Here is a 20850-nt window from a genome sequence, read left to right as displayed (position 1 = left end):
CGTCGCGCTCGAACGAAATGCGCGACACACCCCAATATATAGAACACCTGTTCCCATGTCGGTTATGCTGGTAGGGAATCACGGGACCTGTGACCATGAGTGGCTGGTTATCCACGGGGGAAATCCTTCCTCTGTCGTTATGTCAGTGCCATCTTCTAGCCTTGGTCTCAACGGAAAAGCAACGAAGAGGAGACGTCATGGCACGTACACCCAAGAACCTTCAGGTCCCCACCGGCGGCGACAAGTCGAAGGCGCTCGAAGCGGCGATGGGACAGATCGATCGCAACTATGGCAAGGGCGCGATCATGCGTCTCGGCGATGGAGTCCGGGAGCCGATCGCCTCGATCCCGAGCGGTTCGATCGCCCTCGACATCGCTCTGGGCATCGGCGGTCTGCCGCGCGGCCGCGTCGTGGAGATCTACGGCCCGGAATCCTCCGGTAAGACGACCGTGGCCCTCCACGCTGTAGCCAATGCTCAGAAGGCGGGCGGAATCGCCGGCTTCATCGATGCCGAGCACGCGCTCGACCCGGAGTACGCGAAGAAGCTCGGCGTCGACACCGATCAGCTGCTCGTGTCCCAGCCGGACACCGGTGAGCAGGCGCTCGAGATCGCCGATATGCTCATCCGCTCGGGAGCCCTCGACGTCATCGTCATCGACTCCGTGGCCGCGCTTGTGCCGAAGGCGGAGATCGAAGGCGAGATGGGTGACAGCCACGTCGGCCTGCAGGCACGTCTGATGTCGCAGGCGCTGCGTAAGATCACCGGCGCCCTGGCCCAGTCGAAGACCACCGCGATCTTCATCAACCAGCTGCGTGAGAAGGTCGGCGTCTTCTTCGGTTCGCCGGAGACCACTTCGGGCGGTAAGGCGCTGAAGTTCTACGCCTCCGTACGCATCGACGTCCGCCGCATCGAAACCCTCAAGGAGGGCCAGGACGCGGTCGGCAACCGGACGCGCGCGAAGATCGTGAAGAATAAGGTCGCCCCGCCGTTCAAGCAGGCCGAATTCGACATCCTCTACGGCCACGGCATCTCTCGCGAAGGCAGCCTCATCGATATGGGCGTCGACAACGGCATCATCCGCAAGTCCGGTTCCTGGTTCACCTACGACGGCGATCAGCTCGGCCAGGGCAAGGAGAACGTCCGCAACTTCCTCCGGGACAACCCCGGACTGGCGGAGGAGATCGAACTGAAGATCAAGCACAAGCTGGGTCTCATCAAGGTCGACGAACCCGAGGAAGACGCCGAAGCGGCCGGAGAAGCACAGACGGATGACGTCGAAGTCTCCTGACACCCCGATGCCTGACGACGAGTTCACCGCACCGGCCGCCCAGGTCGGTGCGGGAGACTCCGGTCAGGCGACGACGCTTTCCCAGCTGCGCAGTGCGATCACCGAGATCGACCAGCGCCATGCCGAAGGCGACGGCGGGTTCTTCGCCGGGCTCTCTGGTATCGACGCGGACCCTGCTCCGAGGAATGCGCCGCGAAAGAAGAAAAAGGCGTCCCGCAGCCCACGTCCGCAGAAGGACGCAGGAAACGGCTGGGTCGAAGGTGGGACCGACGCGCTTCCCGACTTCGTCGCTGTTCCGGACTCTGCGCAGACACTCGATGGCACACACGCCCCTGACTTCGCATCTGAGGACAATGACACCGGTGCCGGCACCGACGTCGAAGGCGGCCTGCGCTTCGACGACGAAGACGATGCCCCCGACTTCGAGGCCGACTATGCGCAGGCGAAGAAGACAGCAATGAACATGCTCGCCATGCGCGATCATGCCAGCGACGAGCTGCGCAAGAAGCTGCTCAAACGCGACCTCATGCCCGAGGCCGTCGACGAACTCATTGAGAAGCTGCAGAATTCCCGTCTGCTCAACGACGAAGAATTCGCCCACCGCTTCGTCCGGGCGCAGAGAGAGAACCGGAAACTCTCTCGCTCCGTACTCAAACGCGAACTGAGCAAGAAGGGCATCAGCCCCGAACTCGCCGACGATGCCGTCGCCGAAGTCGATGGCGAGGAAGAACTCGCACGCGAAGTCGCGGCGAAGAAAGCGGCCTCGACCCGCCGTCTCGAATACCACGTGCGAGAGCGCCGAATCCTCGGCATGCTCGCCCGCCGCGGTTTCCCCTCGGCGATCTGCATCAAGGTCACCCGCGAGGTCCTCGCCGAAGACTGAACCGAGTCCGGGGAAGGGCTAGAATAGGTGCGCCATGACTGAACTGATTGAATCCCCGGCGACATCCGAGACCGCACCTCGCAGCTACGAGGTCAAGACCTATGGATGTCAGATGAACGTCCACGACTCCGAACGTCTCTCCGGACTCCTCGACGACGCCGGCTATGTTCAGGCCGACACCGACGACCAAGCCGATGTTGTGGTCTTCAATACCTGCGCCGTGCGCGAGAACGCCGACAACCGGCTCTACGGCAACCTCGGTCAACTCGCGAAGGTCAAGGAGAACCACCCGGGCCTGCAGATCGCCGTGGGCGGATGCATGGCACAGAAGGACCGCGACACCATCGTCAAGAAGGCCCCCTGGGTCGATGTCGTCTTCGGCACCCACAACATGGGGTCCCTGCCGGCGCTGCTCGAACGCGCCCGACACAATGAGGAAGCCCAGGTCGAGATCCTCGAGAGCCTCGACGTCTTCCCTTCGACCCTGCCCAGCCGCCGCGAATCCCAGCATTCCGGATGGGTCTCGATCTCGGTTGGCTGCAACAACACCTGCACCTTCTGCATCGTCCCCAGCCTGCGTGGCAAAGAGAAGGACCGTCGCCCCGGCGACATCCTCGCCGAGGTCGAAGCACTCGTGGCCGACGGAGTCGTCGAAGTCACCCTGCTGGGACAGAACGTCAACTCCTACGGTGCCGAATTCCGTGACAAAGGCGCGTTCGCGAAACTGCTGCGGGCTGTCGGCAACATCGACGGAATCGAACGCGTCCGCTTCACCAGCCCGCACCCGGCCGCCTTCTCCGACGACGTCATCGAAGCGATGGCCGAGACCCCCACCGTCATGCCGCAGCTGCACATGCCGCTGCAGTCCGGTTCGGACACCATCCTCAAGTCCATGCGCCGGTCCTACCGGACGAAGCGATTCATGAACATCCTCGACAGCGTGCGCGAACGTATCCCGCACGCGGCCATCACCACCGACATCATCGTCGGCTTCCCCGGTGAGACCGAGGAGGACTTCCAAGGCACCATGGACATCGTCCGCCGCGCCCGCTTCTCTCAGGCCTTCACCTTCCAGTACTCGATCCGGCCCGGCACCCCGGCCGCGACCATGGACAACCAGATCCCGAAGGACGTCGTCCAGGAACGCTTCGAACGCCTCACGGCACTCCAGGACGAGATCGCCTGGGACGAGAACAAGAAGCAGATCGGCCGCGAGGTCGAGGTGCTCGTGACCAAGCTTCCGCACGATGATTCCCCACGACTGAGCGGTCGCGCCGCGGACAACCGACTCGTCCACGTCGGCATCCCCGAAGGCGCAGAGCCTCCTCGCCCCGGCGACTTCGTCACCGCCACCGTCACCGAGGCGAAACCCTACTTCCTGCTCGCCGATTCCGGATATTCGCTGCGCCCGTCCCGCGCCGGCGACGCCTACGACCGTGCGCAGGCCGACAGCTGCGGCGCTCCTGCGCCCGGACAGGGCGCGGGCGGGGCGACGAACCTCGGCATGCCGACCATCCGCCCCCGCGACTGAGATGAGCGGCTTCGCCATCATCCCGGCAGCCCCCGTGCTGCTCGACGACATCGACCGGACCGAAACGGTCCGCACCGCCGGACTGCGCGCCAAGATCCGCGAGATCCTGGGCACCCACTCGAACTGGGCACTGCCTATCGACACCCTGCCTCCCGTGGCCGGGCTCGGCGGCTGGGGCATCGATCGCGGCCTCGACCTCCGCACCGACCGACTCCACACCGGTGGTGCCTGGGTCGAGCTCGTCGAATCTTTGACCGAGACCGAACGGTCCCTCGCCGAGGCGGTCGATTCCGCCATCATCGTCGCCCTCCTTCATGCTCATGCCACCGGAGTCGAGGTCGGAGCGCTCGGGTCGAGTGCGAATCTGCTGCTGCCCGTCGACCTGTCCGGAGCCGCGGCCGAAGAAGCTCCTCTGGCCCCGGTCGACGGAGCCGCAGAATTCGACACCGCGGTCGTCGCGGCACTCACCGCCGGCGCGACCCTTGAGGCGGCCGCCGTTGTCGACCTCTGTGCCCAGGGGGAGTCCATGCATGCGAATCTCTCCGTCCTTGAGGCCGGGATCCAACACCTCATCGAACAGGGCGCTGAGATCTCGTCAGTCGACGTGAGGTTCGACGAGCGCGTCCACGATGTGCGGTCACTGTGCGGTACAGGTTCCTGGACGGCAGCGGAGACTGGCGCTCTCCAACACCCGGGCGTGAATGACCGTGACTGAGCACCACGATCCGCCGCCGATCATCGCCGTCGTCGGAGCCACCGCCACCGGCAAGTCCGAGCTCGCCCTCGATCTGGCCGAGCGCCTCGGCGGGGAGATCATCAACACGGACTCGATGCAGTTCTACCGGGGGATGGACATCGGCACCGCGAAGCTGCCGGTCACGGAGCGCCGAGGCATCGTCCACCATCTCATCGACATCCTCGACGTCACGGAAGAGGCGAACGTCCAGGACTTCCAAGCGCGTGCGCGGGCCGCCATCGCGCAGGTGCGTGAACATGGGCACCGACCGATCCTCGTCGGCGGGTCCGGGCTCTACGTCCGCGCCGCCGTCGATCATATGGAATTCCCCGGCACCGATCCGGCTGTCCGTGCCCGTCTCGAAGCAGAAGCCTCAGCCGATCGCTGGAGCCTGCACAAGAAGCTGCGGGAACTCGACCCGACCGCAGCCGCGAAGATCACCGTGAACGATCAGCGGCGCATCGCCCGGGCCCTCGAAGTCATCGAACTCACCGGACGCCCCTTCAGCGCCCAGCTGCCCGACTACCAGGAGATCGAACCGACGATCCACCTCGGGCTGAGCATGGACCGGACCGTCCTCCACGAACGCATTGCGACCCGTGTCGGACTCATGTGGGACCACGGCTGGGTCGACGAGGTCCGTGACCTCCTCGACCACGGACTGGCGGAGGGCAAGACCGCGTCCCGAGCCATCGGCTATGCCCAGATCCGGCGCCACCTCGCCGGGGAGCTCACCGTCGCCGAGGCGCAGGAGGAAACCACGATCAGGACCCGTCAGTTCGCCCGACGGCAGGACACCTGGTTCCGCCGGGACCCGCGCATCCACTGGATCGACGGCAGCGCCGCCGACACCGAACAGAACCTGGCAGCAGCGCTCAAGGTGCTCACTGAGCCCTGATCGGCGTCCGCCGACGCAGGTTCGACTGACGGTACGCCACTTCGCTCCGGCCTCTGTCCGGCTCGCCACTTCGCTCCGGCATGTGCTCGGCTCGCCACTTCGCTCCGGCCTCTGCTCGGCTCGTCACTCCGCTCCCGCATGTGCCCGGTTCTCGGTCTGCGGTCGCTTGTTCGCTTCGACGTCGATGCCGCGCATCCCCATGAGCACAAGCGATGCCAGGAGCAGCACCGCTCCGACGAACACATAGATCAGCTGCGGACTCCATCCTCCGTCGAGCAGGGCACCGGTGGCCGTCGGAGCGATGATGGCGCCGAATCGCCCGATTCCGATGCCCCATCCTGCGCCCGTCGACCGCAGCGTCGACGGGTACGATTGCGGCGTCAGCACGTAGAGTCCGGCGATGCAGCCGTTGATCGACATGCCGACAAGCACACCGAAGACCACGACGACTGCGATCCACTGCGCCATGAAAATGAAGATCGCCATGAGCACGGCAGCCACCACCGAGAACGTCATGAGTACGGTTCGCGTGGACCAGCGTGAGGTGAAGAGGCCGAAGACCACAGAACCGATGGCCCCGCCCAAGGTGAGACCGACGGTGACGATCATCGACAGGGTGTCTGTCAGACCGGTTTCGTGCATGAGCCGTGGAGTCCACGAATTCACGAAGTAGAACCCGAACATGATGATGAAGAACGTCGTCCAGACGACGAAGGTGACGCGGCGGTTCTGGCGATTGAACAGAGCCATGATTCCCGTCCCGGAGTCCGCTCCTCCAGCAGATGCGGCCGGCCTGGCATCGATATCGACGGGCTCGTCGAAACCGAGCCTGCGGGCGATGACTTCGAGCTTGGCCTGCGAATTGTGCGGCTTCCTGTTGTAGAGGAACGACGGGGACTCCGGTACCAAGAAGATGACCAGCAGGAGTGAGAAGACGGCCAGCGCACCGCCGAGGACGAACACCGATCGCCAGCCGGAGCTCGCGATGAGCGCGACCATCACGGATCCGCCGATCGCCGCACCGATTCCGTACCCCGCTGCATAGATGCTGATGACCAGGCCGCGACGCTTGCGTGAGGAGTATTCGGCTGAGATGACGTTGGTGGCAACCAGAATGCCTCCGATGCCCAAGCCGGTGACGATCCGCCACAGACCGAGCTGATTCGCCGAGGTTGCGGTTGCGGACATGAAGAGACCGATCGCATTGATGATGATGGCGATCACGATCATGTTCCTGCGCCCGATTCGGTCTGCCACCGGGCCGAGCACCAGGGCTCCGACGGCCATGCCGAAGAGCGCCGCGCTCATGACGAGTCCGAGAGCAGTCCCGGTAAGTCCGAATTCTTCGGTCACCTGATTGGAGGAGAAGGAGATGGCCAGGACGTCATAGCCGTCCAAGGCGTTGAGAAGTGTGCAGATCGCGACGATCAGCCATTGGTAGAAGGACATCGGCGAGTTGTCGATGCGAGTGCGTAGATCCACGAGAAGTCTCCGTCATTGTGAGGTCTGGTGAAGAGCAGGAACGTCGCCCCGATGCGACTTCCCTATACAGAGTCCCTATGATGATAGTGAAAATGAGATGCCAGTCACGCTAGCATCGCCCGAGCCGCAGGGCAATGGTTCGCGGCCAGGGCTCACTCCGGGGAGGCGATGCGCAAAGTACCTATGGACTGAGGCAAATACCTATGCGTATAGTGACTCACGGAACCCATTGAAGTGTTCGTGAAAGGCGGCCTCGTGGTCACAGCAACCGGAACTCAGCTCGTTGACGACTACTCACTCGAAATGACGGGCAAGGACGTCGAGAAGCTGCGTGAAGCGGCTCCTGCCATACCACCAGGCACTCGCGTCAACGTCACCTTCCTCGGCAACGAGGAGCTCGCGATGCGAGTCAACGCTGCGAAGGTGGTCCGCGAGCTGGGCTTCGTTCCGGTTCCGCACATCTCCGCGCGCAGACTGAAATCGCCAGCTGAGCTTGAAGACTTCCTCGGCGAACTTCAGCAGGTGGGGGCTTCGGAGCGCGTATTCGTCGTCGCCGGAGACCCGAAGGAACCGGAAGGACCCTACGCCGATTCGCTGTCGGTCATCGATACCGGAATTCTGCCGAACTACGGCGTGACCGAGGTCGGCATCGCCGGATACCCGGAAGGTCACCCCGATATCGCAACGAACGACCTGTGGTCTCATATGGAGGCAAAGACCCAGTCCCTGAAAGCCCAAGGGCTGGACCGTGTGGTCCTCACCCAGTTCGCCTTCGATGCCGACCGGGTCTGTACGTGGATCCGGGAGACCCGGGAGCACGGAATCGACTCCCTCATCCGCATCGGAACGCCCGGCCCAGCCGGAATCAAGCGGCTGCTCGGATATGCGGGCCGATTCGGGGTCGGGACAAGCGCCTCGATCGTCAAGAAGTACGGATTCTCCCTCACCAATCTTCTCGGCACGGCAGGCCCCGACAGGTTCCTCACCGAGCTGGCAGGCGAAATCGACGACCCGAGCAGGAACGACGGCCCGCACAGGAGCAACATCAAGGTGCACTTCTACACCTTCGGCGGCCTGCTCAACACGGCCCAATGGGTCAGCGACTTCTCGCCCGGACTCTAGGGGGCCCACGCCGAACGAGAAGTGCTGTCAGCGACCACCAGCAAGAACGCGACCATCAGCAAGAATCAGAACAGAGAGGTTCACATCCCATGACCGACAATCTCCAGCAGCTCCTCGAGACCACGAACCCGGTCGACCTGCTCCGCAATTCCCAGATCGGGTCATACATCTATCCGGTCGTCCCCGCTGACTTCAGCAACTGGATCAAGGAACAGCGGGCATGGCGGGAGACCGCAGTCCTCTACGACCAATCACATCACATGGACAACGTGTTCCTGCGCGGCTCCGACGCCATCAAGCTCATCTCCGACACCGCCATCAACTCAACGGCGAAGTTCGCGGTGAACAAGGCCAAGCAGTACGTTCCGACGACGGCCTCGGGCCATGTCATCGGCGACGGCATCCTCTTCCACGAGGCCGAAGACGAGTACGTCTACGTCGGACGCGCCCCGGCGTCGAACTGGCTGCTCTACCACGGCGAGACCGGCGGCTACTCGAACCTCGACATCGAGATCGATCGTCGTTCGCCCTCGCGCCCGTATGGCGACGCGGTCTCACGGCAGTACTGCCGATTCCAGATTCAGGGTCCGAACGCGTGGAGCATCATTGAGAAGCTCAACGGCGGCCCGCTCGAGAAGCTCGGCTTCTTCAACATGTCGACGATGTCGATCGCCGGCAAGCAGGTCCGCACGCTGCGGCACGGAATGGCCGGCGCTCCGGGCCTCGAGGTCTGGGGCCCCTACGAAGACCACCACCTGATCCGCGATGCCATCGTCGAGGCGGGAGCCGAGTTCGGCCTCCTGCCGGTCGGGGCTCGCGCCTACCCGTCGAACACCCTCGAATCCGGCTGGATCCCTTCGCCGCTGCCGGCGATCTACACCGGCGAGGAAGAGCGCGGTTTCCGCGAATGGCTCGGTGTCGACAGCTACGAAGCGACAGGAACGCTGGCCGGATCGTTCGTCTCGGAGAACATCGAAGACTACTACCTGACCCCGTGGGAGCTCGGCTATGGCTCCTTCGTCAAGTTCGACCACGACTTCATCGGCCGCAGCGCCCTGGAGAAGATGGATCCGGCGAAGCAGCGTCGGAAGGTCACCCTCGCCTGGGACGCCGACGACCTCGGCCAGGTGCTGTCCTCGCCGCTCAATGTCGACGGTCCGAACTACAAGTACTTCGATCTGCCGCTGGCGAACTACGGTTCGGCGAACTACGACTCGGTCATCGACGCCGAGGGCAACACAGTCGGCTTCTCGATGTTCACCGGATACTCGGCCAACGAACGTCGCGGACTGTCACTGGCCGTGATCGATCCAGAAGTTCCCGAAGGCGCGGAGCTCAAGGTCGTGTGGGGCGAGCCGAACGGAGGCACCTCGAAGGCATCGGTCGAGCCGCACGAGCAGACCGAGGTTCGTGCTGTTGTCAGCCCGGTCCCGTATTCGACGGTCGCACGTCAGACGTATAAGGGCGGTTGGCGGACCGGCTACACGAACTGACACCGCTATCCTGAGAGGGCCCGGACTTCGGTTCGGGCCCTCAATGCGTTCGACTACAGGGAGATTCAGACCTATGAGCCTACGCAGTGCCCTCCTCGTGCTCCTGCGGATAGCACCCATGTCCGGCTACGAGCTGCAGAAGCAGTTCTCGCAGTCCGTCGGATACGTCTGGCACGCTCCGGACTCGCAGATCTATCCCGAGCTGAGGAAGATGGCCAAGGAAGGACTCGTCGAGCCCGAAGAGCAGACCCGGGGGAGCGTGGCCACCCGGCGGGTGTATCACGTCACGGATGCCGGTGAGGACAACTTCGCCGAATGGATGCGCACTCCGCTGAAGTATCAGCGCACGCGTGACGCTGCGCATCTCAAAGCCGCGTATCTGGAATCAGCCGATCATGAGACCCGAACAGCCTTCCTCAACGATCACATCGCCCATTGGACTTCTGAACTGAAGTGTTGGGAAGACGAGATCGACAAGATCGACACACTGACCACACCTATGCTCCAGCGGCGACTGGAAGTGACCCGCCCCGAAGACCGCGAGAAGACGATCGCGTTCAAGCGATTCGCCTATGAAGGACTGGCCGAGAAGGCACGAACCGAGATCGCGTGGGCGCAGAGGGGCCTCGAGCTGGCGAAGAGATTCGGTCCCTGATCGGAGACTGTATCGAGCCGCCGAGGTCCACCGATAGGATGGTGCCATGAGCACTCCGGATACCCCGTTCGCCGCCTGGACCGATGTCTCCTTCCTCAAGGGACACGGCACGCAGAATGACTTCGTCCTGCTGTCCGACGATGACAGCGAACTCGAGATGCATCCGGAAACCGTGGCCACACTGGCCGACCGGCGAGCCGGGCTCGGCGCCGACGGCATCATCCGCATCGTCCGGTCCGCCGCCAGCGGCATCCCCGGCGCAGCCGAGCAGGCCGCAGCCGGCGCCGAATGGTTCATGGACTACTACAACAACGACGGCAGCCTGTCCGAGATGTGCGGCAACGGTGTGCGTGTCTTCGCCCACGTGCTCGTGACCAGCGGTCGCGTTCCGGCCGATACCCGCGACATCCTCGTCGGCACCCGCGACGGAATCAAAACCGTGCGCACCACCCTCAACCCGGCACTCGGCGTCCAGACCGGCGACGACGTCGTCGGCACGGGAGCGTCGGGACCCGGCTCGGCCAGCGACGCCTGGTACACGATCGACATGGGCGACTGGTCACTCGACCCGTCGAGCTCGGTGCTCGTGACCACCGGCGGCGTCGAAGTCGCTCGACCCGGACTGCGCGTGTCCACCGGCAATCCGCATACGGTCGTCGCGCTGGCCGAACACTCCGAACTCTCTGCCGCCGATCTGCGTGACGCCCCGGTCCTCGACCCGGTGCCCGCGGACGGTTCGAACGTCGAATACATCGTCATGGAGCCCGCTCGCTCCGACGTTGCCGGAGGAGAGGGCGCACTGCGCATGCGGGTGTTCGAACGCGGAGTCGGCGAGACCCGCTCCTGCGGCACCGGCGCATGCGCCGCAGCGATCGCCGCCCACCACTGGGCGGGGGAGACCTCGCCGCTGCAGTGGCGCGTCGACGTGCCCGGCGGACAGCTGCGCATCGAGATCGACCCGAACCCCGAGGGCACGAGCGGACGTGTCAGCCTCGCGGGCCCCGCGACCCTCGTCGCCAGCGGCACCATCAGCTGAGGCGCGAGCGGACCGCACTTCGTACGCGCAGCCGAGCCCGACCTCGGCGAGGGAAGACCTCAGCCTCGGCGCGGAATGACGTGTCGAACCGAAGACTCAGCCGCGGTGGACGGTGAGGACGCGAAAGCCCTTCGACGAACCCGTGCGTTCGATCGTGAACCCGTCCCCGAGCATCTGCGCGATCCATTTCTGCAGGGAATCGGCCCCGAGGTTCTTCGACACGACGAGATCGGCCCGACCGCCCGGCGCCAGTCGCGGCAGCCAGGTCTCAAGCAGTTCGTGGAGGGCGGCCTTGCCGATGCGGATCGGGGGATTGGACCGGATGGCGGAGAACTGGAGGTCCGCGGGGATCTGCTCGGCGGTGACGGGAGCAATCGAATCGAGTCCGAGCCGGCGCGCGTTCGCCGCTGTCGTCTCCAGGGACCGGGAGTTCACGTCGAGTGCCCACACTCGCAGGGCCACCTCGGCGTCCTTGGCCTCCAATGCGGTGTGCAGGGCGATCGGCCCCCACCCGCAGCCGAGGTCGAGGACATCACCGGTCGGCGGTTCGGGCAGATGCCGCAGCAGCACGGCGGTGCCGAGATCGAGGCGAGTCGGTGAGAACGTGCCTGATACGGTTTCGACGGTGACCTCGCGGCCGGCCAATTCGAGGCGCAGTTCGCGGGTCTTGGCCTCACTGCTCGGAGATTCGGTGAAATAGTGCTCTGACACCACTTCAGTCTAGACGGCTGTGGGAGAATTGATGGACACCATCGTCGGTGCGATGCGCCACCGTCGGTGCGCAGCAGGACCACGCCCACACGATCAGTCCCGTGCGGGCGGCAGAGAACAAAGGAATGAATGACGTCTGAAGACAAGGAGCGTCGCAACGCGATGCTCGACCGTGTGCTCTCCCGAGGCGCCCAGGCCCTGGACGATCACGACACCACCCGCGAGGACGACCAGTTCGACCTCGCCGAGCGTGCCGCACTCACCCGTGTGGCCGGACTCTCCACCGAACTCGAAGACATCACCGAGGTCGAATACCGCCAGGTCCGACTCGAACGCGTCGTGCTCGCCGGCATCTGGAACACCACTCAGGCCGAAGCCGAGAACTCGATCCGTGAGCTCGCGGCGCTGGCCGAAACCGCCGGTTCGGACGTCCTCGACGCGCTCATCCAACGCCGTGACAAACCGGACCCCGGCACCTACCTCGGCAAAGGCAAGGCGAACGAACTCGCCGAGATCGTCGCCTCCGTCGGCGCCGACACCGTGATCATCGACTCCGAGCTCGCCCCCAGCCAGCGTCGCGGCCTCGAGGACGTCATCAAGGTCAAGGTCGTCGACCGTGTCGCCCTCATCCTCGACATCTTCGCCCAGCATGCGAAATCCCGTGAAGGCAAGGCCCAGGTCGAACTCGCCCAACTCGAATACCTCCTGCCGCGCCTGCGCGGTTGGGGCGAGTCGCTGTCCCGGCAGGCCGGCGGTCGTGTCGCCGGCGGTGCCGGAATCGGCTCCCGCGGACCCGGTGAGACGAAGATCGAACTCGACCGCCGCCGCATCCGCACCCGCATGTCCAAACTGCGCCGTGAGATCGCCGCAATGGCCCCGTCACGGGAGACGAAGCGGAAGAACCGCGCCCGCCACCATGTGCCCTCGGCCGCGATCGTCGGATACACGAACGCGGGCAAGTCCTCCCTGCTCAACCGGCTCACCGATGCCGAGGTGATGGTGCAGAACGCGCTGTTCGCCACCCTCGACCCGACCGTCCGACAGGCGAAGACCGCCGACGGCATCGTCTTCACCTACACCGACACCGTCGGTTTCGTCCGCAACCTGCCCCACCAGCTCGTCGAAGCCTTCCGCTCGACGCTCGAGGAGGCCGCCGGTTCGGATCTGCTCCTCCACGTCGTCGACGCCTCCCACCCGGACCCGCACGGGCAGATCCACGCCGTGCGCGAAGTCCTCAAAGACGTCGAGACCGGGGACATCCCCGAACTCCTCGTGTTCAACAAGTCCGATCTCGCCGAGGAGGCCGTGATCACCGGTCTGCGCGCGGAATATCCGAAGGCGCAGTTCGTCTCGGCCGTGACGAGGGAAGGCATCGACGCCCTCGTCGAGGCCATCGAGAGTCGGCTTCCCGCCCCGGACATCGACATGACGCTGCTCGTCCCCTATGAACGCGGCGACCTCGTGTCGAAGATCTACGCCCTGGGCACCGTCGAACACGAATCCCACGGGTCCGAAGGCACGAGCCTGCAGGTGAAGGTGCCGGCCGAAATCGTCGACGAGCTGCGTGAGTTCCAGCGTCCGGACCTGGTCATCGACGAGTGAAGGCTGTCGACGACCTCCTCGAATCCGCCGTTGGGGCCATCGGCGGATCGCCCAGGCAGGGTCAGCAGGATATGGCTCAAGCGGTCGCCTCGGCGGTCGACAAAGGCATCCACCTGCTCGTGCAGGCCGGCACCGGCACGGGCAAGTCCCTGGCCTACCTCGTGCCGGCGGCCGAATACGTCAATCGCACCGGCGGGAAGGTCGTCGTATCGACAGCGACCCTGGCGCTGCAGACGCAGATCATCCACCGTGACCTGCCGCGTCTGTTCAAAGCCGTGAAGAAGGACCTCGACCCGCTGCCGAGGGCCGCTCTGCTCAAGGGCCGACGGAACTATGTATGCAAGCACAAGCTCTCCGGCGGGTACCCCGACGAAGGCGAAGGAATGCTCTTCGACCTCGGTGCTGACGCCGAGGCGGGACGCAAACCGGCCGAACGCTCCGGCCTGGGCGAGGAGATCCAGAGGATCCGCACCTGGGAGAAGACCACAGACACCGGTGACCGTGATGACCTCATGCCCGGTGTCAGCGACCGCGCCTGGTCGCAGGTGTCCGTCAACGCCTTCGACTGCCTCGGATCGAACTGCCCCCTGTTCACCGAATGCTTCGCTGAGATCGCCCGGAACAAGGCCGCCGAGGCGGACATCGTCGTGACCAACCATGCGCTGCTGGCCATCGACGCCTTCGGCGAATCGAACGTGCTGCCCGAACACGATGTCATCATCATCGACGAGGCCCACGAGCTCAAGGACCGGGTGACCAACGCCCTGTCCGGGCAGATCAACACGAGCATGCTCTCGGCCGCGACGAGTTCGGTGCGCAAACACACCACCGTCCAGGACGGGGTCGTCTCCCTTCTCGACTCCGCTGCGGCGGCACTCGAACGCGCACAGTCCTCGGTGCCCGAAGGACTCATCCTCCATATGAGCGAAGCCCTCGGGCTGGCATTGACGCAGATCCGCGACTCCGCCCGACAGATCATCAACGACATCGGAGGCAAGACCGAAGACGCCGATGCCGGCCGGCAGATGGCCAAGGCCCGGTGTCAGGAGATCTTCGAACTCGCCGAACGCTTCTGCGATCCGGGCAAGAACGACGTCATCTGGCTCTCGCGGTCGACATTCCGGGAGAAGGAGACGACGAACCTCGTCGTCGCACCCCTGAGTGTGGCCGGGACCATGCGCTCGGGCATCTTCGAAGAGTCCACCGTCGTGGCCACCTCGGCGACTCTGTCCTTGGGCGGGAACTTCGACGCGGTCGCCGCATCCTTGGGACTCTTCGGCCCCGACGCCCCGAAATGGGACAGCCTCGACGTCGGCTCGCCCTTCGACTACGGCAGACAGGGCATCCTCTACGTCGCCTCCCACCTGCCCAAACCCGGACGCAGCGGCCTGAGCGACGAAGCGCTCACCGAACTCGAAGAGCTCGTCAGAGCCTCGAACGGCGGGGCACTGGGACTGTTCTCCTCTCGGGCGGCGGCCAATGCCGCAGCCGAACACCTGCGGGAGAAATTCGATTTTCCGATCCTGCTCCAAGGAGATGACGGCCTGCCCGCACTCGTCTCCCAATTCACCGCCGATGACCAGACCTGCCTGTTCGGCACCATGTCACTCTGGCAGGGAGTCGACGTGCCGGGCCGGACGAACCGGCTGGTCATCATCGACCGGCTGCCGTTCCCGCGCCCCGACGACCCGCTCATGCAGGCCCGCGCGCGGGATGCCGATCAGCGGGGTGTCAACGGCTTCATGGCCGTCTCCGCCACACATGCCGCGCTGCGTCTGGCACAGGGAGCGGGTCGGCTCATCCGCTCGACCAAGGACAGGGGAGTGGTGGCCGTGCTCGATTCGCGGCTGCGTTCGGCCCGGTACTCCGGCTTCCTCGTCAACTCGATGCCGCGGATGTGGCCGACGACGAACGCTCAGCTCGTGCGCACGAGCCTGGCCCGCCTCGCCGAGTCCGAAACGGAATGACTAGGCACTGCGCCTCGACGACCGATCGCTCCGCCTGAATGGCAGAACGCCTGCGACCGATCCGGTCGCAGGCGTTCTGTGTTCGAGCGTTGAGTGCCGGGGCCGCCGGCAGTGTGCTCAGAGGCGGCGGATGACAGCGACGACGAGCCCCATGATCTGGGCGTAGGTGCCGTCGATCGGCTCATAGTTCTCGTTCTGCGGCATCAGCCACTGCTCACCCGCCTTGCGCTTGAGCGTCTTCACGGTCGCCTCGCCGTCGAGCAGCGCCGCAACGATCTGGCCGTTGTCCGCGGTGTGCTGCTTGCGCACGACCACCCAGTCGTCGTGGCAGATGGCGGCTTCGATCATCGAATCGCCGACGACCTTGAGCAGGAACATCTCACCGGAGCCGACGACCTGCGTCGGCAGCGAGAAGATGTCATCGACTTCCTGTTCGGCGAGGATCGGGCCACCGGCGGCGATCCGTCCGACGACCGGCACCTGCACGGTGTTGTTGGCAAGCTCTTCGAACTTCGCCCGCTCCGCCTCTTCCTCTTCGAACGGATTGACGACCTCGATGGCGCGCGGGCGCTTCGGATCGCGGCGGACATAACCGAGACGTTCGAGCTGGGAGAGCTGGTGGGCCACGCTCGAGAGCGAAGCGAGTCCGGCGGCCTTGCCGATCTCGCGCATGCTCGGCGGGTAGCCGTTGGTCACGACAGCGCGTTCGATGGTTTCGAGCACGAGACGCTGACGTGGGGTGAGGCGGAAGTCGTCTTCGCCGGTCGAACCCTCAGGGATCTGAATCTCGTCGTCATCGCTGCGAGCGGCAGCGATCTCACTGGCAACATCTTCGTTGCGAGGCCGGCCTCTGCCTCGTTTGTTCTGAACCATTGCTCGTTCCCCTTCGTTCTATTCCCTGCCGCTGGACGCCGTGATCTCCGCTTCGAAGATACTCGTGTCAGTGCCGGCTGAGATGGTTCTGACAGATCAATCAACAACGCTGGTTCCCTCTCATTGTCGCATAGATGTTCGAGTTGGACTGGACATTTGTTCGATTGGCATGTTGAATAGAACAGACGTTCTACCGATTGCTGGTGGAATCGTACGAATGAAAGAGGTAATGCGATGTCTGCACAGAACACCGGGCTGCGCCTGACCACTCGTGGACGCCAGGCGGTTCGCCTTCTCCGGACCCTGCTCATTGCTCTCGTCGTCATCGGCGGAGCGCTCCTCCTCGCCACCCAGTCGTTCTCGGCCGCAGCGGTCGCCGAACCGGAATCCGAGAGCATCGGCATCGAAGCCGACGCGGTCGTCGTCGGTGAAGGCGAGTCGCTGTGGACCGTGGCCTCGAGCCTCGGACTTGATCGCGATACCCGCGATGTCGTGGCCGATATCGTCGACATCAACCATCTGACGACTCCGACCGTCCACCCTGGCCAGACCCTCGACGTCCCCGTCCGCTGAGGGCCGGCCGGGTGAGACCGGCAGCCGCGCAGCGTGGCAACGTGCGAGGTCGCCGGGGAGCTGCTTTCGGCCGCATCGGGCCGGAGCTCCGATGTCGGATCTCGAGGCTCGACCCGCCGCCGGAGCGGTGGGAGTCTCTCGGTAGACTGATCGCGTGGGAAACATCGAATCTTTGCCAGTGCGTGCCGACCTCGTCGGGCTCAAGCCCTACGGGGCTCCGCACCTCGACGTGCCGGTCCAGCTCAACGTCAATGAGAACGCCTATCCGCTCCCGGACGTCGTCGTCGACAGCATGCGTGCCGCCGTCAACAATCACTTCTCCGGGCTCAACCGCTACCCGGACCGGGAATTCACTGCGCTGCGCGAACACCTCGTCACCTATCTCAACGGTGTCAACGAACGCGCAGGAGACACAGTCGCACTCGAACCCGGCATGATCTGGGCAGCCAACGGTTCGAACGAAGTCCTCAGCCACATCGTCCAGGCCTTCGGCGGCCCGGGCCGCACCGTCCTCGGCTTCACCCCGTCCTACTCCATGCATCCGCTCATCACGACCGGGACCGGAGCCGAATGGAGGCACGTCGACCGCAGGGACGACTTCACCCTCGACGCTGAGACCGTCGCCGCCGAGGTCGCACGGGTCGACCCCGATATCGTCTTCCTCTGCACCCCGAACAACCCGACAGGCACCTCGATCGGCCTCGACGTCATCGACGCCGCCTACGAGAACTGTTCGGGCATCGTCATCGTCGATGAGGCCTACGCGGAATTCTCCCGCCCGGCCGCATCCTCGGCGATGACCCTGCTCGACGGCCGTCCGCGCCTCGTCGTGTCCCGCACCATGAGCAAGGCCTTCGCCTGTGCCGGGCTGCGCTTGGGCTATGCCATCGCCGCCCCCGAACTCATCGACACCCTCCGCCTTGTCCGTCTGCCCTACCACCTGTCCGAGGTCACACAGGTCCTTGCCTGCACCGCCCTCGAACACGCCGACGTGCTGCTCGGCAACGTCGACCGGCTCATCGACTCCCGCAACCGCATGTCGGAGCATCTCGCTGAAGTCGGCTTCACCGTCCACGACAGCGATTCGAACTTCGTGCTCTTCGGCAACATCTCCTCACCGGCACGACTGTGGCAGGAGCTGCTCGACCGCGGCGTGCTCATCCGCGACATCGGCATCGCCGGCCACGCCCGCGTCAACGCCGGCACCGAGGATGAGACCGACGCGTTCCTTCGCGCCATCGATGAGATCCTCGCCGAGTCCCCGGACATCCTCGCCGAACGACCGACGTCTCCGCCCAGCTCAACGGCTCCCAGCTCAACGACTTCCAGCTCGGCTCCCTCCGGCTCAGCTCCGTCATCCTCCGCCCCGACGAAAGGCACACCATGAGGCAGGCCCAGAACTCACGCACCACCTCCGAGTCCACGGTGTCCGTGTCCGTCGACCTCGACGGCACCGGCACCTCGAACATCTCGACCAGCGTGCCGTTCTTCGACCATATGCTCACCGCCCTGGCGAAGCACTCGATGATCGACCTCGACGTGACCGCCACCGGCGACACCCACATCGATGTCCACCACACCGTCGAAGACACGTCGATCGTGCTCGGCCAGACCCTGCGCGAAGCCCTCGGCGACAAGATCGGCATCCGTCGCTACGGCTTCGCCGCGGTTCCACTCGACGAAGCCCTGGCCCAGTGTGTCGTCGACGTCTCCGGTCGCCCCTACTTCGTCCACGCAGGCGAACCCGACGGTCAGCAGTACCACCTCATCGGCGGTCACTTCACCGGTTCGATGACCTCCCACTCGCTCGAATCCATCGCCTTCCACGGCGGACTGACCGTCCACCTCGACCTCGTGCGCGGTCGCGACCCGCACCACATCGTCGAAGCCCAGTTCAAGGCCTTCGCCCGTGCCCTGCGCGAAGCCGTGGAAGAAGACCCCCGCAGCAATTCCGTTCCCAGCACCAAGGGAGTCCTGTGAGCACGACCGTTCTCGTGACCCCCTTCGGGGTCGCCCAGCAGCTGGCCGCAGCCTGCGTGCTGTCGAACATCCACGGCACCATCGTTCCGATCGGGGAGTTCACCGGAATCGTCCTCGCCGACACCGATGTGCAGGCCGGCAACGAGGCGGCTGCCGCGATCTCGAAGCTCGCCGGCAAACATGAGGTCCTCCTCCTCGTCCGCAGTGAAGAGCAGATCGATGCCGGACATTACCGTCACGGCAACCGCGAATCCGATGTTCCCGCCGGGCTGGCTCTGAAGAACCTGCCCGATGTGCTCGAAGGTCTCCTGCTCGAAACCGTCGCCGCCGAAGACGTCGACGGCAATATCCCGACGAGTTCGATGACGAAGCTGCAGGCCAGCGCCGCCACCATGACGCCGGGACGTGCCGCGGTGGCCCGCACCGCGCTGCTGTGGATCGTCGCCGCGGTCCTCGCCGGTCTCGTCGCTGCCTTCGGCGTCGCATTGGGCCTCGGCGGCAACACCGTCGCCTGGGTCGTCGCCGTCTTCGGTTCCATCGTCCTCGGATTCTCCCTGTGGCGGATCTGGTCGGTGCTGAGTAAGGGCGCGAAGCAATGACGACGGTCGCGGTCCTCGACTACGGCGCCGGAAACGTCCGCTCCGCTGTGCGCGCGGCCGCTGCCGCCGGCGCCGAGGTGACACTGACGGCCGACCACGACGTCATCAACGACTCCGATGGTCTCCTCGTCCCCGGCGTCGGTGCCTTCTCCGCCGTCATGACGGGACTGCAGAACGTCGGGGGAGTCGAACTCATCCGGACCCGCCATGCACAGGGCCGTCCGCTGCTGGGCATCTGCGTGGGCCTGCAGGTGTTCTTCGCCCGAGGCGAGGAGCACGGCGTGCAGACCGACGGCATCGGCCTGTGGCCGGGAGCCGTCACCGGCCTCAGGGCCCCGGTCGTTCCCCACATGGGCTGGTCGCAGGTCTCCGCGCCGGAGGATTCGCAGATGTTCGCCGGCATCCGCGAGGAGCGCTTCTACTTCGTCCACTCCTATGCCGCGACCCAGCCGCCTCCCGGCACCAAGGTGACCACGGCCCGACACGGCAGCGACTTCATCGCCGCCGTCGAAGACGACACCACCTGGGCGGCCCAATTCCATCCGGAGAAATCCGCCGAAGCGGGAGCGCAGCTGCTGCGCAACTGGATCGGCACGTTCTCGTAGAGCCCCGCTCAGTTCCTGACCGAGCGCACCGACTAGCATTGCCCGAAACCCCTGGCACCCTTCGCAGAAAGGTCACAATGACAGAGACCCCGAACAAGCTCGTCCTCCTTCCCGCAGTCGACGTCGCCGACGGCAAAGCCGTCCGCCTCGTCCAGGGTGAAGCCGGCACCGAAACCGACTACGGCTCACCCATCGACGCGGCTCAGGACTTCGAGAGCAGGGGAGCCGAGTGGATCCACCTCGTCGACCTCGATGCCGCCTTCGGCCGCGGTTCGAACTCGGACCTGCTCAACCAGGTCGTCAAAGCCGTGGGGATCAAGGTCGAACTCTCCGGCGGAATCCGCGACACCGAAAGCCTCGAGCGCGCACTCGACACCGGTGCCGAACGCGTGAACATCGGCACCGCGGCACTGGAGAACCCGGAGTGGACGGCTGAGATGATCTCCCGCTTCGGCGACCAGGTCGCCATCGGACTCGACGTCCGCGGCACGACGCTGGCCGCCCGCGGCTGGACGCAGGACGGCGGAGACCTCTACGAAGTCCTGGAGACCCTCGAAGCGGCCGGCTGCTCTCGCTACGTCGTCACCGATGTCCGCAAGGACGGCACCCTGCAGGGCCCCAACGTCGAACTGCTCAAGTCCCTGGCCGAGAAGACCGAGACCCCGATCGTCGCCTCCGGCGGTGTCTCCAGCCTCGACGATCTGCGCGCCCTGCGTGAGCTCGTGCCCTTCGGCGTCGACTCGGCGATCGTGGGCAAGGCACTCTACGCCGGCAAGTTCACTCTGGAAGAGGCCCTCGACGTCGCAGGACGATGA

The 20850-nt window shown here is 65.0% G+C and carries 20 protein-coding genes; 17 read left to right on the top strand and 3 right to left on the bottom strand.

What is annotated here, in order from left to right; translation table 11 throughout:
* The first annotated feature begins 197 nt into the window (after window positions 1-197).
* The 5 genes from recA to miaA are packed head-to-tail and all read left to right on the top strand — an operon-like array spanning window position 198 to window position 5337.
* Complete coding sequence (recA, locus tag EB836_RS08275; RefSeq protein WP_135539336.1) at window positions 198-1289, top strand: recombinase RecA; 1092 nt, start codon at window positions 198-200, stop codon at window positions 1287-1289.
* Window positions 1270-2172 carry a regulatory protein RecX gene (locus EB836_RS08270; protein WP_240689733.1) on the top strand — a complete coding sequence of 301 codons (903 nt, stop codon included), beginning with the start codon at window positions 1270-1272 and terminating at the stop codon, window positions 2170-2172. Before recA ends, EB836_RS08270 begins: the two co-directional genes overlap by 20 nt.
* 34 nt (window positions 2173-2206) lie before the next feature.
* Window positions 2207-3703 (top strand): tRNA (N6-isopentenyl adenosine(37)-C2)-methylthiotransferase MiaB, encoded by a 1497-nt coding sequence (gene miaB, locus EB836_RS08265; protein WP_135539334.1) that lies wholly within the window; start codon window positions 2207-2209, stop codon window positions 3701-3703.
* Between the two features lies 1 nt (window position 3704).
* Window positions 3705-4418, top strand: a complete 714-nt coding sequence (locus EB836_RS08260; protein ID WP_135539332.1) for a hypothetical protein — start codon at window positions 3705-3707, stop codon at window positions 4416-4418.
* Window positions 4405-5337, top strand: a complete 933-nt coding sequence (gene miaA, locus EB836_RS08255; RefSeq protein ID WP_135539330.1) for a tRNA (adenosine(37)-N6)-dimethylallyltransferase MiaA — start codon at window positions 4405-4407, stop codon at window positions 5335-5337. The genes EB836_RS08260 and miaA overlap by 14 nt, the downstream gene beginning before the upstream one ends.
* A 123-nt stretch (window positions 5338-5460) precedes the next feature.
* On the opposite strand, the gene EB836_RS08250 is transcribed toward miaA, so the two are convergent.
* Window positions 5461-6819: an MFS transporter gene (locus EB836_RS08250; protein WP_135539328.1), complete on the bottom strand. Its 1359-nt coding sequence runs from the start codon at window positions 6817-6819 to the stop codon at window positions 5461-5463.
* Between the two features lie 255 nt (window positions 6820-7074).
* Here EB836_RS08250 and EB836_RS08245 point away from each other — a divergent pair, with 255 nt between their 5' ends.
* The 4 genes from EB836_RS08245 (at window position 7075) to dapF (ending at window position 11125) form a co-directional block, all read left to right on the top strand.
* Window positions 7075-7941 carry a methylenetetrahydrofolate reductase gene (locus EB836_RS08245; protein ID WP_240689731.1) on the top strand — a complete coding sequence of 289 codons (867 nt, stop codon included), beginning with the start codon at window positions 7075-7077 and terminating at the stop codon, window positions 7939-7941.
* 89 nt (window positions 7942-8030) lie between these two features.
* Window positions 8031-9434: an aminomethyltransferase family protein gene (locus EB836_RS08240; protein WP_135539326.1), complete on the top strand. Its 1404-nt coding sequence runs from the start codon at window positions 8031-8033 to the stop codon at window positions 9432-9434.
* Window positions 9435-9507: 73 nt separating this feature from the next.
* Window positions 9508-10089: a PadR family transcriptional regulator gene (locus EB836_RS08235; RefSeq protein ID WP_135539324.1), complete on the top strand. Its 582-nt coding sequence runs from the start codon at window positions 9508-9510 to the stop codon at window positions 10087-10089.
* A 46-nt stretch (window positions 10090-10135) separates the two neighbouring features.
* The gene (gene dapF, locus EB836_RS08230; RefSeq protein ID WP_135539322.1) at window positions 10136-11125 is read left to right on the top strand and encodes a diaminopimelate epimerase; all 990 of its coding nucleotides are present in this window, start codon (window positions 10136-10138) and stop codon (window positions 11123-11125) included.
* Window positions 11126-11221: 96 nt separating this feature from the next.
* On the opposite strand, the gene EB836_RS08225 is transcribed toward dapF, so the two are convergent.
* Window positions 11222-11836: a methyltransferase gene (locus tag EB836_RS08225; protein WP_135539320.1), complete on the bottom strand. Its 615-nt coding sequence runs from the start codon at window positions 11834-11836 to the stop codon at window positions 11222-11224.
* A gap of 129 nt (window positions 11837-11965) precedes the next feature.
* On the opposite strand from EB836_RS08225, the gene hflX reads away from it, so the two are divergent.
* Together hflX and EB836_RS08215 are read left to right on the top strand one after the other, a co-directional pair.
* The gene (hflX, locus tag EB836_RS08220) at window positions 11966-13438 is read left to right on the top strand and encodes a GTPase HflX (protein WP_135539318.1); all 1473 of its coding nucleotides are present in this window, start codon (window positions 11966-11968) and stop codon (window positions 13436-13438) included.
* Entirely contained in the window at window positions 13435-15405 is a 1971-nt protein-coding gene (locus EB836_RS08215) for an ATP-dependent DNA helicase (protein WP_135539316.1), read from the top strand. The genes hflX and EB836_RS08215 overlap by 4 nt, the downstream gene beginning before the upstream one ends.
* Before the next feature lie 117 nt (window positions 15406-15522).
* On the opposite strand, the gene lexA is transcribed toward EB836_RS08215, so the two are convergent.
* Window positions 15523-16278 carry a transcriptional repressor LexA gene (gene lexA, locus EB836_RS08210; protein WP_135539314.1) on the bottom strand — a complete coding sequence of 252 codons (756 nt, stop codon included), beginning with the start codon at window positions 16276-16278 and terminating at the stop codon, window positions 15523-15525.
* A gap of 234 nt (window positions 16279-16512) precedes the next feature.
* Between lexA and EB836_RS08205 the strand changes: the two genes are divergently transcribed.
* The 6 genes from EB836_RS08205 to priA all read left to right on the top strand — a co-directional run bounded on the left by EB836_RS08205 (window position 16513) and on the right by priA (window position 20850).
* A complete protein-coding gene (locus EB836_RS08205) occupies window positions 16513-16851 on the top strand; it encodes a LysM peptidoglycan-binding domain-containing protein (protein WP_135539312.1) in 339 nt (112 codons plus the stop codon).
* Between the two features lie 154 nt (window positions 16852-17005).
* Entirely contained in the window at window positions 17006-18238 is a 1233-nt protein-coding gene (locus EB836_RS08200) for a histidinol-phosphate transaminase (protein ID WP_135539310.1), read from the top strand.
* Complete coding sequence (gene hisB, locus EB836_RS08195) at window positions 18235-18831, top strand: imidazoleglycerol-phosphate dehydratase HisB (protein WP_135539308.1); 597 nt, start codon at window positions 18235-18237, stop codon at window positions 18829-18831. Before EB836_RS08200 ends, hisB begins: the two co-directional genes overlap by 4 nt.
* Window positions 18828-19430, top strand: a complete 603-nt coding sequence (locus tag EB836_RS08190) for a hypothetical protein (RefSeq protein ID WP_135539307.1) — start codon at window positions 18828-18830, stop codon at window positions 19428-19430. The genes hisB and EB836_RS08190 overlap by 4 nt, the downstream gene beginning before the upstream one ends.
* Entirely contained in the window at window positions 19427-20035 is a 609-nt protein-coding gene (gene hisH / locus EB836_RS08185; RefSeq protein WP_135539305.1) for an imidazole glycerol phosphate synthase subunit HisH, read from the top strand. Before EB836_RS08190 ends, hisH begins: the two co-directional genes overlap by 4 nt.
* Before the next feature lie 77 nt (window positions 20036-20112).
* A complete protein-coding gene (gene priA / locus EB836_RS08180) occupies window positions 20113-20850 on the top strand; it encodes a bifunctional 1-(5-phosphoribosyl)-5-((5-phosphoribosylamino)methylideneamino)imidazole-4-carboxamide isomerase/phosphoribosylanthranilate isomerase PriA (protein WP_135539303.1) in 738 nt (245 codons plus the stop codon).

The sequence above is a fragment of the Brevibacterium sp. S111 genome (assembly GCF_004745075.1).
Classification (GTDB): domain Bacteria; phylum Actinomycetota; class Actinomycetes; order Actinomycetales; family Brevibacteriaceae; genus Brevibacterium.
Note: the sequence above shows the minus strand (reverse complement) of the source record. Positions and strands in the feature narration are given on the sequence as shown.

Bases quoted from the DNA above. Each gene is read 5' to 3' on its own strand.
- recA (WP_135539336.1), top strand. From the start codon at position 198: ATGGCACGTACACCCAAGAACCTTCAGGTCCCCACCGGCGGCGACAAG.
- EB836_RS08240 (WP_135539326.1), top strand. From the start codon at position 8,031: ATGACCGACAATCTCCAGCAGCTCCTCGAGACCACGAACCCGGTCGAC.
- lexA (WP_135539314.1), bottom strand. From the start codon at position 16,278: ATGGTTCAGAACAAACGAGGCAGAGGCCGGCCTCGCAACGAAGATGTT.
- hisH (WP_135539305.1), top strand. From the start codon at position 19,427: ATGACGACGGTCGCGGTCCTCGACTACGGCGCCGGAAACGTCCGCTCC.
- EB836_RS08235 (WP_135539324.1), top strand. From the start codon at position 9,508: ATGAGCCTACGCAGTGCCCTCCTCGTGCTCCTGCGGATAGCACCCATG.
- miaA (WP_135539330.1), top strand. From the start codon at position 4,405: ATGACCGTGACTGAGCACCACGATCCGCCGCCGATCATCGCCGTCGTC.
- miaB (WP_135539334.1), top strand. From the start codon at position 2,207: ATGACTGAACTGATTGAATCCCCGGCGACATCCGAGACCGCACCTCGC.
- EB836_RS08205 (WP_135539312.1), top strand. From the start codon at position 16,513: ATGTCTGCACAGAACACCGGGCTGCGCCTGACCACTCGTGGACGCCAG.
- dapF (WP_135539322.1), top strand. From the start codon at position 10,136: ATGAGCACTCCGGATACCCCGTTCGCCGCCTGGACCGATGTCTCCTTC.
- EB836_RS08260 (WP_135539332.1), top strand. From the start codon at position 3,705: ATGAGCGGCTTCGCCATCATCCCGGCAGCCCCCGTGCTGCTCGACGAC.
- hflX (WP_135539318.1), top strand. From the start codon at position 11,966: ATGACGTCTGAAGACAAGGAGCGTCGCAACGCGATGCTCGACCGTGTG.
- priA (WP_135539303.1), top strand. From the start codon at position 20,113: ATGACAGAGACCCCGAACAAGCTCGTCCTCCTTCCCGCAGTCGACGTC.
- hisB (WP_135539308.1), top strand. From the start codon at position 18,235: ATGAGGCAGGCCCAGAACTCACGCACCACCTCCGAGTCCACGGTGTCC.
- EB836_RS08270 (WP_240689733.1), top strand. From the start codon at position 1,270: ATGACGTCGAAGTCTCCTGACACCCCGATGCCTGACGACGAGTTCACC.